18 protein-coding genes are annotated in these 13,056 nt (G+C 71.6%); 6 read left to right on the top strand and 12 right to left on the bottom strand.

From position 1 onward, the window contains the following. Positions 1-56 precede the first annotated feature (56 nt). Both imuA and HLB44_RS17420 read left to right on the top strand, forming a co-directional pair. On the top strand, positions 57-1,049 hold the full coding sequence (gene imuA / locus HLB44_RS17425; RefSeq protein ID WP_343051361.1) for a translesion DNA synthesis-associated protein ImuA: 993 nt from the start codon (positions 57-59) through the stop codon (positions 1,047-1,049). A gap of 28 nt (positions 1,050-1,077) precedes the next feature. Beyond that, on the top strand, positions 1,078-2,628 hold the full coding sequence (locus tag HLB44_RS17420) for a Y-family DNA polymerase (RefSeq protein ID WP_173124815.1): 1,551 nt from the start codon (positions 1,078-1,080) through the stop codon (positions 2,626-2,628). Positions 2,629-2,655: 27 nt separating this feature from the next. Here the strand turns inward: HLB44_RS17420 and yidD are convergent, their stop codons facing one another. The 6 genes from yidD to HLB44_RS17390 all read right to left on the bottom strand — a co-directional run bounded on the left by yidD (position 2,656) and on the right by HLB44_RS17390 (position 7,120). Then, entirely contained in the window at positions 2,656-3,000 is a 345-nt protein-coding gene (yidD, locus tag HLB44_RS17415) for a membrane protein insertion efficiency factor YidD (RefSeq protein ID WP_173124813.1), read from the bottom strand. A 72-nt stretch (positions 3,001-3,072) separates the two neighbouring features. Continuing rightward, the gene (locus HLB44_RS17410) at positions 3,073-3,738 is read right to left on the bottom strand and encodes a LysE family translocator (protein ID WP_173124812.1); all 666 of its coding nucleotides are present in this window, start codon (positions 3,736-3,738) and stop codon (positions 3,073-3,075) included. A gap of 8 nt (positions 3,739-3,746) precedes the next feature. After that, the gene (locus tag HLB44_RS17405; protein ID WP_173125562.1) at positions 3,747-4,316 is read right to left on the bottom strand and encodes a chromate transporter; all 570 of its coding nucleotides are present in this window, start codon (positions 4,314-4,316) and stop codon (positions 3,747-3,749) included. 20 nt (positions 4,317-4,336) lie between these two features. Continuing rightward, a complete protein-coding gene (locus HLB44_RS17400) occupies positions 4,337-4,942 on the bottom strand; it encodes a chromate transporter (protein WP_173124810.1) in 606 nt (201 codons plus the stop codon). After that, positions 4,935-6,116 (bottom strand): MFS transporter, encoded by a 1,182-nt coding sequence (locus HLB44_RS17395; RefSeq protein ID WP_343051360.1) that lies wholly within the window; start codon positions 6,114-6,116, stop codon positions 4,935-4,937. Before HLB44_RS17395 ends, HLB44_RS17400 begins: the two co-directional genes overlap by 8 nt. Continuing rightward, complete coding sequence (locus HLB44_RS17390; protein ID WP_173124808.1) at positions 6,113-7,120, bottom strand: D-2-hydroxyacid dehydrogenase family protein; 1,008 nt, start codon at positions 7,118-7,120, stop codon at positions 6,113-6,115. Before HLB44_RS17390 ends, HLB44_RS17395 begins: the two co-directional genes overlap by 4 nt. Positions 7,121-7,237: 117 nt before the next feature. On the opposite strand from HLB44_RS17390, the gene HLB44_RS17385 reads away from it, so the two are divergent. Then, complete coding sequence (locus tag HLB44_RS17385) at positions 7,238-7,750, top strand: DUF1993 domain-containing protein (protein WP_173124806.1); 513 nt, start codon at positions 7,238-7,240, stop codon at positions 7,748-7,750. 81 nt (positions 7,751-7,831) lie between these two features. Here HLB44_RS17385 and HLB44_RS17380 read toward each other — a convergent pair whose 3' ends face one another. The 4 genes from HLB44_RS17380 to lexA form a co-directional block, all read right to left on the bottom strand. Beyond that, on the bottom strand, positions 7,832-8,194 hold the full coding sequence (locus HLB44_RS17380; RefSeq protein ID WP_173124804.1) for a hypothetical protein: 363 nt from the start codon (positions 8,192-8,194) through the stop codon (positions 7,832-7,834). Between the two features lie 17 nt (positions 8,195-8,211). Beyond that, positions 8,212-8,595, bottom strand: coding sequence for a hypothetical protein (locus HLB44_RS17375; protein WP_173124802.1), 384 nt, complete (start codon positions 8,593-8,595; stop codon positions 8,212-8,214). Between the two features lie 226 nt (positions 8,596-8,821). After that, positions 8,822-9,145, bottom strand: a complete 324-nt coding sequence (locus HLB44_RS17370; RefSeq protein ID WP_173124800.1) for a helix-hairpin-helix domain-containing protein — start codon at positions 9,143-9,145, stop codon at positions 8,822-8,824. Further along, positions 9,145-9,819 carry a transcriptional repressor LexA gene (gene lexA / locus HLB44_RS17365; RefSeq protein WP_173124798.1) on the bottom strand — a complete coding sequence of 225 codons (675 nt, stop codon included), beginning with the start codon at positions 9,817-9,819 and terminating at the stop codon, positions 9,145-9,147. Before lexA ends, HLB44_RS17370 begins: the two co-directional genes overlap by 1 nt. Before the next feature lie 90 nt (positions 9,820-9,909). On the opposite strand from lexA, the gene HLB44_RS17360 reads away from it, so the two are divergent. From HLB44_RS17360 to HLB44_RS17350, 3 genes are all read left to right on the top strand, one after another. Further along, on the top strand, positions 9,910-10,845 hold the full coding sequence (locus HLB44_RS17360; RefSeq protein ID WP_173124796.1) for an asparaginase: 936 nt from the start codon (positions 9,910-9,912) through the stop codon (positions 10,843-10,845). Positions 10,846-10,919: 74 nt separating this feature from the next. After that, complete coding sequence (locus HLB44_RS17355; protein ID WP_173124794.1) at positions 10,920-11,510, top strand: 2-hydroxychromene-2-carboxylate isomerase; 591 nt, start codon at positions 10,920-10,922, stop codon at positions 11,508-11,510. 8 nt (positions 11,511-11,518) lie between these two features. After that, positions 11,519-11,938 (top strand): styrene oxide isomerase, encoded by a 420-nt coding sequence (locus tag HLB44_RS17350; RefSeq protein ID WP_484573297.1) that lies wholly within the window; start codon positions 11,519-11,521, stop codon positions 11,936-11,938. Between the two features lie 63 nt (positions 11,939-12,001). Here HLB44_RS17350 and HLB44_RS17345 read toward each other — a convergent pair whose 3' ends face one another. Both HLB44_RS17345 and HLB44_RS17340 read right to left on the bottom strand, forming a co-directional pair. Continuing rightward, complete coding sequence (locus HLB44_RS17345; protein ID WP_173124781.1) at positions 12,002-12,427, bottom strand: organic hydroperoxide resistance protein; 426 nt, start codon at positions 12,425-12,427, stop codon at positions 12,002-12,004. Positions 12,428-12,472: 45 nt separating this feature from the next. Beyond that, the gene (locus HLB44_RS17340; RefSeq protein WP_173124779.1) at positions 12,473-12,955 is read right to left on the bottom strand and encodes a MarR family winged helix-turn-helix transcriptional regulator; all 483 of its coding nucleotides are present in this window, start codon (positions 12,953-12,955) and stop codon (positions 12,473-12,475) included. Positions 12,956-13,056 lie beyond the last annotated feature (101 nt).

Genomic DNA, 13,056 nt, shown 5'->3' with positions numbered 1-13,056 from the left:
TTATCGCGACCCCGCCCGGCCTTGCCATGATGACTGTATAAAACTACAGTATCTTCGTGAACCTGTCGCCGCTCAACTTGCCGCTGCCTTTCGACGACGAGCCCGCGCCCGCGCCGGCTGTCGCTGTGCCTGCGCGGGACGAGGCGGTGGTGTCGGACCCCGCGCCGCCCCAGCCAGCCGCTGCGTTGACGCCGGCGCCTGCGTTGACGCCAGCCCCTGCGTTGACGTCGGCGCCTGCACCGGGCGCGCTCAGCCCCACGGCGCCGTCGCGCCCGCTGGCGCCAGAAACCCTGCACCCGGCGCTGTGGCATGCGCACCAGCTCGGCGGCGGCCGCATCGTCGCCACCGCCAGCGGTTTTGCCGCGCTCGATGCCGAGCTGCCCGGCGGCGGCTGGCCGCACCGCATGCTGACCGAGCTGCTGCTGCCGCATCCGGGCCTCGGCGAGCTGCGCTTGCTTGCGCCGGCGCTGGCGGCGCTGCTGCAGCCCGCCGCTGCGCACGGCGAGGCCGCGGACGACGGCGGCCGTTGCGTGATGTTGTTCGATCCGCCGGCGGGGCTGTGCGGCTGGGCGCTGGCGCAGCTGGGCGTCGATGCGCGCCGGCTCGTGGTCGTGCACGGCCGTGAAGGCCGCAAGGGCGCGACCTATCTGCGGCACCTGCTGCCGAGCGCCGACGTGCTGTGGGCGCTCGAACAATCGCTGCGCAGCGGCCACCTCGGCGCGGCGCTGGCCTGGCTGCCGGCGCGGCTGACGGCCGACGTGCTGCGCCGACTGCAATTGGCCGCGCAGGCGCACGACGGGCCGGTGTTCCTGTTCCGCGAGGCGGAAGCGCGCCAGCGGCCGAGCGCCGCCCCGCTGCGCCTGGCGCTGCAGCCGGCGGGTTTCGACACGCTGTCCGTGAAGCTGCTGAAGCGCCGCGGCCCACCGCTGGCCGAGGCGCTGCGGCTGCAGCTGCCGCCGGTGCTCGAGCCCGATCTGCGCGGCCGCACGCCGGCGCAGCTGCTGCGTGCGGCGCGCGCCGGGCGCTCGAGCCGATCCGAACAGCCTTGACCGTCCTCCACGTGCCCCCGTCCTGCCCATGTTGTGGATCGGTCTGCATTTGCCTTGGCTGTCGCTGGAAACCTTCTGCGCGACGCTGGCCGCCTTGCCCGAGTCTCGCCCGATCGCGCTGGTCGAGGACGGCCGCATCGTGCAGGCCGACGCCGCCGCACGCGCGCTCGGCATCCGGCCCGGACTGAAGCGCCCGACGGCGCTGGCGCTGTCGGCCGACCTGCTGCTCGGCCAGGCCGATCCGCACCGCGATGCGATCGCGCTGCAATCGGTGGCTCAGGCAGCGCTGGCCTTCACGCCGGCGGTGACGCTGGCCGATCACGCCGCGACGATTCAACTCGAAGTGCAGGCCAGCCTGCGTTACTTCGGCGGGCTGACCCGGTTGATCGATCGGCTGCAGCAGGCGCTCGCGCCGCTGCAGCATCGGCTGCAGCTCGCCACCGCGCCAACCGCGCGCGGTGCCGCGCTGCTGGCGCGCTGGCGCGCTGGCTTCGAACTCGGGCCCCACAGCACCGACCTCGCGCAGCTGTGCCGCCTGCTCGACGACGCGCCGGTGTGGCTGCTCGGCCCCGGCCGCGAGCACTGGGACGCGCTGCAAGGCATGGGCTTGCGCACGCTGGCCGATCTGCGCGCGCTGCCGCGCTCGGGCGTCGCGCGCCGCTTCAGCCCCGAGCTGCTCGAAGAGCTGGACCAGGCGCGCGGCCGTGCGCCCGAGCCGCAGCGCTGGATCGTGGCGCCGCCGCAGTTCCACAGCCGGCTCGAGCTGTTCGCCCGTGCCGACCGCAGCGAGCAGGTGATCGCCGGCGCGCACATCCTGCTGGCGCGGCTGGTCGCCTGGGCGCAGGCGCAGCACGGGCGCATCGGCCGCTTCAGCCTGCTGATGCACCACGAGCCGCGCCACCGCGCTGACGACCGCACGCCGCCGACGACATGCCTGGAGATCGAACCGGCCCTGCCTTCAGCCGATGCGGCGCACCTGCAGATGCTGCTGGCCGAGCGGCTGGGCCGGCTGCCGCTGGTCGCGCCGGCGCTCGAGCTGAGCCTGCACAGCGAAACGCTGGTGCCCGGCGCGGCGCCGAATGCCGAGTTGTTCCCGACCCGCGCCAGCGAGCGCGCCGGCCTGACGCGGCTGATCGAGCGCCTGCAGGCCCGGCTCGGCCGCGAGGCCGTTCGCGCGCTGGCCCTGGCGCGCGACCACCGCCCCGAACGCGCCACCGTGTCACAGCCGCTGAACGCCGCGCGCGCCGGTGCGCCACCGGTGGCCGATGCCGCCATCTCTCGGCTGATGGCGCAGGCCCTGGCGGATGCCGCCGGTGACGTGCTGAGCCGCCCGGCCTGGCTGCTGCCCGACCCGCTGCCGCTGGCGCAACGCGACGGCCGCCCGCTGCTCAACGGCCAGCCCTTGCTGCTCCTGGCCGGCCCCGAACGCATCGAGACCGGCTGGTGGGACGAGGACCTGGTGCTGCGCGACTACTACGTCGCCGGCACCGCCGACGGCGCGCTGGTCTGGCTGTTCCGGCCGCGGCTGGCACCGATCGACGAGGACGACAGCTGGTTCCTGCAGGGCCGCTTCGCCTGAAGCGGCCGCGCGGCCGCGCGGCCACGCTCAGGGCGAGCAGTCGCAAGCGCCGACGTCGCAGGCCGAGTTGCCGCACTCCTCGCAGGCGTTTTCGATGCAGTCGCGCCCGGCTTCGCGACGTCGCTCACGCCGCTCCGCGCGCTGCTGCTCGCTGCGTGAGCGCAAGGCCGCGAACGCCGAACGGCAGCGCGCGAACTGCCGCGGCAGCGCCTGCAGCAGCGCCAGTGCGCCGATGCGCCGCACGATGCGGCGCGCGTATTCGGAGCACGAGGCGCGCCCCGAATGCACACGGTACGCGCAGCAGAAGCCCTTGTAGGGCGAGAGGTAGCGTTGGTAGACCCCGATCGCTTTCAGCGCGGCGCTGTCGATCATCCACGGCTCCCGTCGTCAGGATGACGGCTCGGAGTCGAACGCGCCGCAGCAAGTTCCGCGGCGGCTCGATCGCTAACGCACCGGCGACTCGGCCAGCCCCAGCCGCAAGCCGAGCGCGACGAACAGCGCGCCGACGCCACGCGTCAGCCAGAGGGTCCAGCGGCACCGGCCGCTACCGCCGGCCAGCCGCGCGCGCAGCACGGCGATGCCCCACGCGAAGCCGAGGTTCACCAGCGTGCCGTTGATGTTGAAGATCAGGCCGAGCACCAGGAAGGCCTGCGCCTTGTGCGGCGTGCCGGCAGCGATGAACTGCGGCACGAAGGCGAGGAAGAAGAGGGCGACCTTCGGGTTCAGCGCGTTGGTCAGGAAGCCTTGCAGGAAGACGCGGCCGAAGCGCGCCGGCGGCACGGACGCCACGGCGGCCGAATCGCCGCCGCTCGTGGACTTCGTGCGCAGCATCGAGATGCCCAGCCACACCAGGTAGGCCGCGCCGATCCAGCGGATCACGTCGAAGGCCGTCGCCGAGCCGGCCAGCAGCGCCGACAGCCCGAGCGCCGCGGCCGCCGCATGCAGCATGCAGCCCGCACCAACCCCGAGCGCCGCTGCTGCGCCGGCACGAAAACCTTGCGCGCCGCTGCGCGCGGCGATCAGTGCGATGTCGGCACCCGGCGTGATGTTCAGCAGCAGCCCCGCGGCGATGAACAGCGGCAGGTCATGGATCCCATCGAGCAGCAGCATTTCCCTCGTCACCCCACCAGTCCGAACATGCCGGCCACCGCGCCGGCGGCGATCAGCCACAGCGGGCTGAGCTTGGTCCACGCCATCGCCGCGACCGTCGCGGCGATCAACACCCAGGTGCCCGCATGCTCGCGCGTCGGCGCGGTCAGCACCCAGCCGGTCGACAGCAACAGGCCGAGCGTCAGCGGCGTCAGGCCGGCGGTGAAGGCGCGCAAGGCGATCGACTCCGAGCGCCGGCGGCCGAGGCGGCCGACGCCCCAGGCGACGAGCGACGATGGCAGCAGGATGCCGGCCATCGCCGCGACCAGGCCGGCAGCGCCGGCGACATTCAAGCCCAGCAGCGCGACGAACAGGATGTTCGGTCCCGGCGCCGCCTGCGCGATCGCCACCGACGCGGTGAACTGCGCATCGCTGAGCCACAGCTGCTCGTGCACCAGATAGCGCTGCATGTCCGGCGCCGTCGTGATCGCGCCGCCGACGGCCAGCATCGACAGCAGCGCGAAGTGCAGCGTCAGCTTCAGCAGATCGTCCCAGTCCAGCCCGTGCAGGCCCCAGAGCTCGGCGGCCGCGGCGAGCATCGTCGCGTCGGGCCAGAAGCTCACCTCGACGACTCCAGCACACGGATGCGCCACCAGGCCAGCGCCATCGCCGCGCCGCCCAGGCCGAGCACGACCCACACCAGCGGCCAGCGCAGCCCGCCGACCAGCGCCAGCGTCAGCGCGCCGATCGCGTAGCTCGCGGGCTGGCCGAGCGGATTGGCCTGCAGCGTCGTGCGCAGCTTCACCGCGGTGGCGATCACCAGGCCGGCCGACACCACACCCATGCCGCGCAGCGCGCCGATCGCCAGTTCCTGCGTCGCGACCTGCGTGTACAGCGTCGCCAGCAGCAGCACGATCGCCAGCGGCACCGTCATCAGCCCGGCGCTGGCCGCCAGTGCGCCGCGCCAGCCGAAGTGGCGGTCGCCGAAGATGATCGACATGTTGACGATGTTCGGCCCCGGCAGCACCTGGCCGAGCGCGAGCAGCTCGACGAACTGCGTCGGGGTGAGCCACTGCTCGCGCTCGACCAGCTCGCGGTGCGCGATCGGCAGCACGCCGCCGAAGCCCTGCAGCGCGAGGCGGTTGAAGACGCGGAACAGCTCGGCCGTCGATTGCGGCCGGCGCGGTGGTGGCTCGGCCAGCGGACCGGGCGTGCCCTCAGCCATGCGCGGGCGCCGGCCGCGGCGTCGCGGCCATGCGGCGCGCCGCCCATACGCTCAAGGCTATCGCCGCGCTCATCCAGGCCAGGCCCACCCAATGCAGCGGCCCGAAGCCGGCCTGTGCGACGATCGCGCCGCCGCTGGCCGCGCCGAGCGCCTGGCCGGCATACATCGCCGAGCTGTTCAGCGCCACCAGCGCCGAGGTCAGCGCCGGTGCCGCGAGGCTCAGGCGCGCCTGCTGCGCCGAATTCGAGGCAAAGCAGCCGAGCGCCCAGGGCGTGATCACCAGCGCCATCAGCATCAGGCTGGTGCCCAGCGGCCACAGCAGCAGGCTGAGTGCCATGCAGCCGAGCAGCCAGCCGACCACGCGCGCGGCACCGAGTCGGTCGATGTAGCGCGCGACCAGCACGTTGCCGATCACGCCGATCGCGCCGAACCACATGAAGCTCAGGCTGATGTGGCTGGCGTCGGCGCCCAGGACCTGGCGGTAGTAGGGCGCGAAGTACGAGAACAGCGTGAACTGGCCGGCCGCGCTCAGTGCGGTGACGCCGATCGTCGCCATCAGCGCCGGGTGGGTGAAGACCTCGCGCCAGCTGGCCAGCGACAGCGCCGGCGGCCGCACGCCATCGGGCAGCGCGCGCCACACCCACAGCGCACCGCCCGCCGACAGCAGCGCCACCAGCCCGAAGGCCCAGCGCCAGCCGAAGGCCTCGCCGATGTAGGCATGCAGCGGCATGCCGAGCACCGACGACACCGACCAGCCCAGGAAGACGAAGGTGATCGCGCGGCCGCGCTGTTCGGGCGGCACCATCACGCCGATGGCGGCGGCCGCCTGCGGCGTGAAGACCGCCGCGCCGAGCACCGACAGCGCGCGCACCGGCAGCAGCGCTGCGTAGTTCGGCATCAGCGCCGACAGCGCATGGCCGATCGCGAACCAGGCCAGCGCGAAGCTCAGCAGCCGGCGCCGGTCGATGCCGGCGACGAAGGCGGCCAGCAGCGGCGCGCCGAAGGCCATCATCACCGCCGCGACGGCGATCAGCTGGCCGCCGACCGCGACGCTGATCTGCAGCGACGTGACCAGGTCGTTCAGCGCGCCGGTCGGCACCATCACGCCGCAGCCGATCGTGAAGTTGCCGAACAGCAGGGCCCAGCGCGCGCTGGCGGCTCTTTCTGGATTCACCGGATCACTTTCAAGGCATCCGGATTGAGCAGGTTCGTCGGCTCGTTGCGAATGAAGTTGACGACGTTGTCGAAGGCCGCGCCGAAGTACAGCTCGTAGCTGTCCTGCTCGACGTAGCCGATGTGCGGCGTGCAGACGGCGTTCTCCAGCCGCAGCAGCGGATGGCCCTGCAGGATCGGCTCGGTCTCGAAGACGTCGACGGCGGCCATGCCGGGGCGGCCACGGTTCAGGCCGGTGACGAGCGCGTTCTCCTGCACCAGCTCGGAGCGCGAGGTGTTGACGAAGATCGAGGTCGGCTTCATGCGGGCCAGGTCGTCGAGCGTGACCATGCCGCGCGTCGCGTCGGTCAACCGCAGGTGCAGGCTCAGCACGTCGCACTGCTCGAAGAAGGCCTCGCGGCTCTCGGCGGCGATATAGCCGTCGGCCGCAGCCTTCAGGCGCGAAGCCTCGCTGCCCCAGACCATCACCTGCATGCCGAAGGCGCGGCCGTAGCCGGCAACGAGCTGGCCGATCTTGCCGTAGCCCCAGATACCGAGTGTGCGTCCGCGCAGCACCATGCCGACGCCGAAGTTCGGCGGCATCGATGCCGACTTCAGCCCCGACTGCTGCCACGCGCCGTGCTTCAGCGTGCCGATGTAGTGCGGCAGCCGGCGCATCGTGGCCATGATCAGCGCCCAGGTCAGCTCGGCCGGCGCGATCGGAGAGCCGACCCCTTCGGCGACCGCGATGCCCATGCGCGTGCAGGTCGGCACATCGATGTGCGGCCCGACGCGGCCGGTCTGCGCGATCAGCTTCAGCTTCGGCAGCTTCTCCAGCAGTGCGCGCGGGAAATGCGTGCGTTCGCGGATCAGCACCAGGATGTCGGCATCGCGCAGGCGCACCGACAGCTGGCCGATGCCTTTGACCGTGTTGGTGAAGACCTTGGCATTGAGGTTTTCGAGCTTTGCCGCGCAGCGCAGCTTGCGCACGGCATCCTGGTAGTCGTCGAGGATGATGATGTTCATGGCGGGCGCGGACGATTGTGCCGCGTCGATCGCCGTGAGGGTTTCAAGGCGTCAGCAAGACGATCAGCGGCGCGCCGTCCAATAATCCGGGCCCATTCGAACGACGCGGAGATACGCATGCCCCTCTCGATGTACTCGGCCAGCGTGCCGGTGTTCAAGCGCCAGTTGACGGCGATGCTCGGCTGGCTCGACAAGGCCGAGGCCCATGCCCAGGCGCGCAAGTTCGACGCCGCCAACTTCCTGCAGGCGCGCCTGGCGCCCGACATGCTGCCCTTCGTGTCGCAGATCCGCATCGCCAGCGACAACGCCAAGGGCTGCGTCGCGCGCCTGGCGGGCGCCGAGATCCCGAAGTTCGAGGACAACGAGGCCAGCCTCGACGAACTGCGCCAGCGCATCCGCAAGACGCTGGACTACATCGCCAGCGTGCCGGCCGAGGCGTTCGACGGCAGCGACGAGCGCGACATCACGCTGACCGTGCGCAACCGCGACCCGTTCACCTTCAAGGGCGCGTTCTACCTGAACCACTGGGCGCTGCCGAACTTCTTCTTCCACGTCACGACGGCCTACGCGCTGCTGCGCCACAACGGCGTCGAGGTCGGCAAGGCCGACTTCCTCGCGCTCGGCAGCTGAGATGTCAGCCCCCAGCTCACTTCGTTCGCGGCCCCCGAGGGGCGCTCAGTCGGCTTGGGAGCGGCCCGGCGCCGACTGAGGTCAGACGGCCGGGAAGGCGCTGTTCGGGAATGCGCTGTCGAGCGCGTCGCGCAGCGTGTGGCGGGTGCGGTGGTCGCCGTCGCCGCCGGCACGCAAGGCGTCGAACACCGCGCCGCGCAGCAGCCACAGGTCCAGCGGCGCTTCGGTCTGCCGCACCTGGTGGCGCAGCCAGCGGCCGCGGCTGCCGTCGATGGTGGCGACGGCGGCCATGAAGCGCTGCTTCAGCTCGACGAAGGCGCGCCGTGCGGCGATGCGCGCGCGGCGCTGCGCCGGCGGCACCGCGGCGCTGTAGAGCGCCGGGCTGGCCGGCATGCCGATGTAGTGGCGCGGCGGCGCGGCTGGGATCGACGACAGGGCAGACATCGCCGGCCCCATCGGGTTCAGATGATCTGGCTCGCCGGCCCGCTGCGCGGCGCGCGCGTCGGGAAATGGCGGTTCAGCCGCGCCATGCGCTCCTCGGCCTCGGCCTGGCTGAACGCGGTGGCCAGCAGGCCGTAGAGCAGCGAGCGAAGATGCCACAGCTCGCGCAGCGAGCGGGCGCGCTCGATGCGGTCGCCCAGCGCCACGGCGTCCGAGGACGCCAGGTCGTCGAGGCTGATGCGGAATTCGTTCTTCACCAGCGCCAGGCGGTTGACCGGGCGCTGCGCGGCCGGCATCCACGGCGAGCGCTGCAGCCAGCGCTTGGCGCGGCCCCACAGCGTCAGCGACGACGGCCACAGCGCCGGCGGGCAGATCTCCGTGCGCGACAACAGGGTGCTGGACATGCCGCTGTCGCGTTGAGCCCCCGAACGGGAGGCCCAGCGGGGCAGGAGGTGGTGCAGCGTGCTCATGATGGTGATATCGACCGTCGGGCGGCTGGGCTGTAGCCAATTGTTCGGCGCGCAGCGGGCCGCAAAAACGCAAACAGGCGCCGCAAAGGGCGCCTGTTCGACGGCAGCACCGGCAGGTGCTGCACCGCGGCCCGCTGCACCGGCCCGCTACACCGGCCCGCTACACCGGCCCGTACAGCAGCTTGCGTTGCGCGGTGTAGGCCCACCAAGGCGCCGGCTCGGCGCCGCGCATGAAGTCGGTGGCGGCCATGAAGGTGTCGAGCACGCAGGGGTCCTGGCGCTTGCCGCTGTGCGCGCACAGCGCCTGGTACAGCACGAAGGCATCGCGGTGCGCGAGCTCGCGCGGATGCACGATGCCCAGCGCGCGCAGGTCGGCGGCCATCGCCGGGCCGATGTTCGGCAGCTGTTCGAGGCGCTGGCACTCGGCCGCGCTGGCGGCCTTCGGCGCCACGACGCGCAGCTTCTTGACGGCGGTGGGCAGCATCACATCAGCATCGTGTTGCGGATCAGGCCGACGGCGATGCCCTCGAGCTGGAAGTCGGCCTCGGGCGGCACGACGATGACGGCGTAGTCCGGGTTTTCGGGCAGCAGCTCGATGCCCGCACGGGTGCGGCGCAGGCGCTTGACGGTGACATCGTCGCCGAGCCGGGCGACGACGATCTGCCCGTTCTTCGCCTCCTGCGTGCGCTGCACCGCGAGCAGGTCGCCATCGAGGATGCCGGCGTCGCGCATGCTCATGCCGCGCACCTTCAGCAGGTAATCGGGCCGGCGCGGGAACATGCTGGCCTCCACCACGTAGGTCTGGTCGATGTGTTCCTGCGCGAGGATCGGGCTGCCGGCAGCGACGCGGCCGATCAGCGGCAGGGTGAGCTGGGCCAGGCTCGGCAAGGGCAGCGAGAATTGCTTGCCGCGCGCTTCGTGCAACGCCCGCAGGGTGTCCGACCGCAGCCGGATGCCGCGCGAGGTGCCGCCGACCAACTCGATGACGCCCTTGCGGGCCAATGCCTGCAGGTGTTCCTCGGCGGCGTTGGCGGAGCGGAAGCCGAGCTCTGCGGCGATCTCGGCGCGGGTGGGGGGGGCGCCAGTGCGTTCGATCGCGCTCTGCACGAGATCGAGAATCTGCTGCTGGCGGGCGGTGAGTTTCGGGCCTTCTTCCATGCTGTTCTCCGAAGCTGCGGCGGACAAAGCGGCAGGGTTGCCACCTGCGTATTCATCCAGTATCTGTATTTTTATCCAGATGAGGGCTCGATGCCAAGCACCGTAGTGATCCTGGGCACCGGCGGCACGATTGCCGGCACCGCCAGCAACCCTGCCGACAACGTCGGCTACACCGCCGCGCAGCGCGGCGTGGCCGAGCTGGTCGCCGCGGTGCCGCGGCTCGGCGAGGCGCCGCTCGAGCTCGAGCAGGTGGCCCAGGTCGACAGCAAGGACATGGACTACCCGACCTGGCAGCGCCTGGCGCAGCGGGTCGGCCTGCACCTGGCGCGGCCCGAGGTCTGCGGCATCGTCATCACCCACGGCACCGACACGATGGAGGAGACCGCCTGGTTCCTGCAGCGTGTGCTGGCGCCAGGCAAGCCGGTGGTGCTGACCGGCGCGATGCGGCCGTCGACCGCGCTGCAGGCCGACGGGCCGCAGAACCTGCTCGACGCCACGGTCGTCGCGCGCGAGCCGGGCGCCTGCGGGGTCGTGGTCGTGTTCGGCGGCGCGGTGCACAGCGCGCACGACGTGCGCAAGGTCCACACCTATCGCATCGATGCCTTCTCGTCGGGCGATGCCGGGCCGATCGCGCGCATCGAGGAGGGGCGGCTGCGCCGACACCGGCTGTGGCCGATCGGCAGCGCGCTGGGCCTGGCGCGCATCGGCTTCGACCCGGCATCGTGGCCGCGCGTCGAGGTCATCAGCGGCCATGCCGGGTCGGGCGCCGCGCTGGTCGATGCGCTGCTGGCCTCGGGCGTGCACGGGCTGATCGTCGCGGCGCCGGGCAACGGCAGCCTGCACAAGGCGCTGGAGCCGGCGCTGCGCCGCGCCGTGGCTGGCGGCGTGCCGGTGTGGCGCTGCACGCGCTGCGCCGGCGGCAATCTCGTCGGCGTCAACGACGAGACGCTGCCCGCGGCGCCGACGCCGTCGCCCTGGCAGGCGCGCATCGACCTGATGCTGAGCCTGCTCGGCACGCCGGGCTAGCGCCCCAATGACGCAGGCTTGACGCGGCCGGCTCGCGCTCATAGCATACGCATGCGTATGTTTTGGGCGTGACCATGGCCACGATTGACTTCTTCTTCGAGCTCGCTTCTCCGTACAGCTACCTCGCGTCGCACCAGATCGACCGGATTGCCGCCGAGGCCGGGCACGTGGTCGCCTGGCGGCCGATCGATCTCGAGGCGGTCTGGCAGGCGCACGGCGTGCTGGAGGCCTACGCAGCCGTGCGCCGCGTCAAGCGGGCCCACATCTTTCATGACGCGCAACGCTGCGCGCAGGAGCTCGGGCTGACCCTCGCCCGGCCGGTCACGCGCGTGGCCGGCACGGCGCTCGCGAAGCTGGCCTTCCACGGACTGAACAGTGACGATGGCGAACGCGCGAAGCGCTTCATCCGCGCCGTGTGGCACCGGCACTTCGCCGAAGGGCAGCCGATCGACGAACCCCAGGACCTGGCCGCCGCGCACGGCGCGCTGGACGCCGATGCGATCGTGCGCGCAGCGCAGTCACCCAGCGCACGTGAGGCGCAGGACGTCAGCACCGCCGAGGCGCTGCGCTCCGGCTGTTTCGGCGTCCCCTGGCTGGTCTTCGACGGCGAGGCCTACTTCGGCCACGACCGCCTTCCCCACCTCGAGCGCCATCTGCGGCGCTAGTTCATCCAATGCATGCTTGCGCCAAACAACTGGTATTCCATGGATCGATCGTGCTGCTGATCGGCCTGCTGTGCGGCGCGCCGTTCGGCCGGGCGATCAACCGGCAGGCGCCGGCGCACATCGTCAATGCCTGGCGCGTCGCCCATGCCAGCCTGCCGGCCGGTGGCCTGCTGATGCTGGTGGTCGGGGCGGTGCTGACGCCGCTGGCCGGCGGTGACGCGGTCAAGTGGCTGATCGCGCTGTCGCTGATCGTCTCGTCGTACGCGTTCTGCGTCTCGCTGCCGCTGGCGGCGATCGTCGGTCAGCGTGGCCTGACGCCGGACGGCCCGTGGTCCGGCAAGCTGGTCTATGCCGGCAACCTGCTCGGCGCGGCGACCTCGCTGCTGGCGGTGTTCGCGCTGATCTACGCGGCGTTCGTGTCGCTGTAGGTCGGCGCCTGCTGCTTTGCGGGCGACCTGGCCGAGGCGCTGCTCGGCCAGGTGCCGTGGGCGTTAGACCACCGTCAGCGTGACGTCGATGTTGCCGCGCGTGGCGTTCGAGTACGGGCACACCTTGTGCGCGGCGGCGACCAGCGCTTCGGCGGCTTCGCGCTCGAAGCCGGGCAGCGTGATCTTCATCGCCACCTGGATGCCGAAACCGCCGGGGATCGGGCCGATGCCGACTTCCGACGTGATCGACACGTCGTCCGGCACCTTGAGCTTCTGCGCCGCGCCGACGGCCTTCATCGCGCCGATGAAGCAGGCCGAGTAGCCGGCCGCGAACAGCTGCTCGGGGTTCGTGCCTTCGCCGCCGGCGCCGCCCAGCTCGCGCGGCGTCGACAGGTTGACTTCGAGCTTGTTGTCGGACGACTTCGCGGTGCCGGTGCGGCCCCCGGTGGCGGTGGCGGTGGCGGTGTAGAGAACCTTGTCGAGAGCCATGATGTTCAGCCTTTCGGTGCTGGTGGGAAGAGGTGCGGTGCCGCGTCAGGCGGCCCGCGGTGAAGAAGCGGTCAACTGGTCGCGCAGCGTTCTAACGCGTTGCGCCAGGTCGGAGATCTGGCCCAGGTCGCAGGCGGTGGCGCAGGCGATGGCCTGCGGCACGGCCAGTGCGCGGGTCTTCAACTTGCGGCCGCCGGCGGTGAGCTGCAGCAGCACGCGGCGTTCGTCGGCGCTGTCACGCAGGCGCTGGACGAAGCCGAGCGCCTCGAGGCGCTTCAGCAGCGGCGTCAGGGTGCCGGAATCGAGCGTCAGCCGATCGCCGAGCTGCGACACGGTCAGCCCATCGCCTTCCCACAACACCAGCATCACCAGGTACTGCGGATAGGTCAGCCCGAGCGGTTCGAGCAGCGGCTTGTAGGCCTTGGTCATCGCCAGCGACGCCGAGTACAGCGCGAAGCAGAGCTGGCTGTCGAGCGCCAGCCAGTCGGCGGTGCTGCCGTGTTCGGTGGGGGGGTGTCGCCGTGCCATGACCGTTAATGTAGCGAGCAATTAAATTGCACACAATCTAAATGGGTATTCGGTTGTCGGTGCCGAGCGTGCTGGCCAGTCCGGCCGCGATGCCGCTGCGC

It is taken from the genome of Pseudaquabacterium terrae (assembly GCF_013266755.1).
GTDB lineage: Bacteria > Pseudomonadota > Gammaproteobacteria > Burkholderiales > Burkholderiaceae_C > Pseudaquabacterium > Pseudaquabacterium terrae.
Note: the sequence above shows the minus strand (reverse complement) of the source record. Positions and strands in the feature narration are given on the sequence as shown.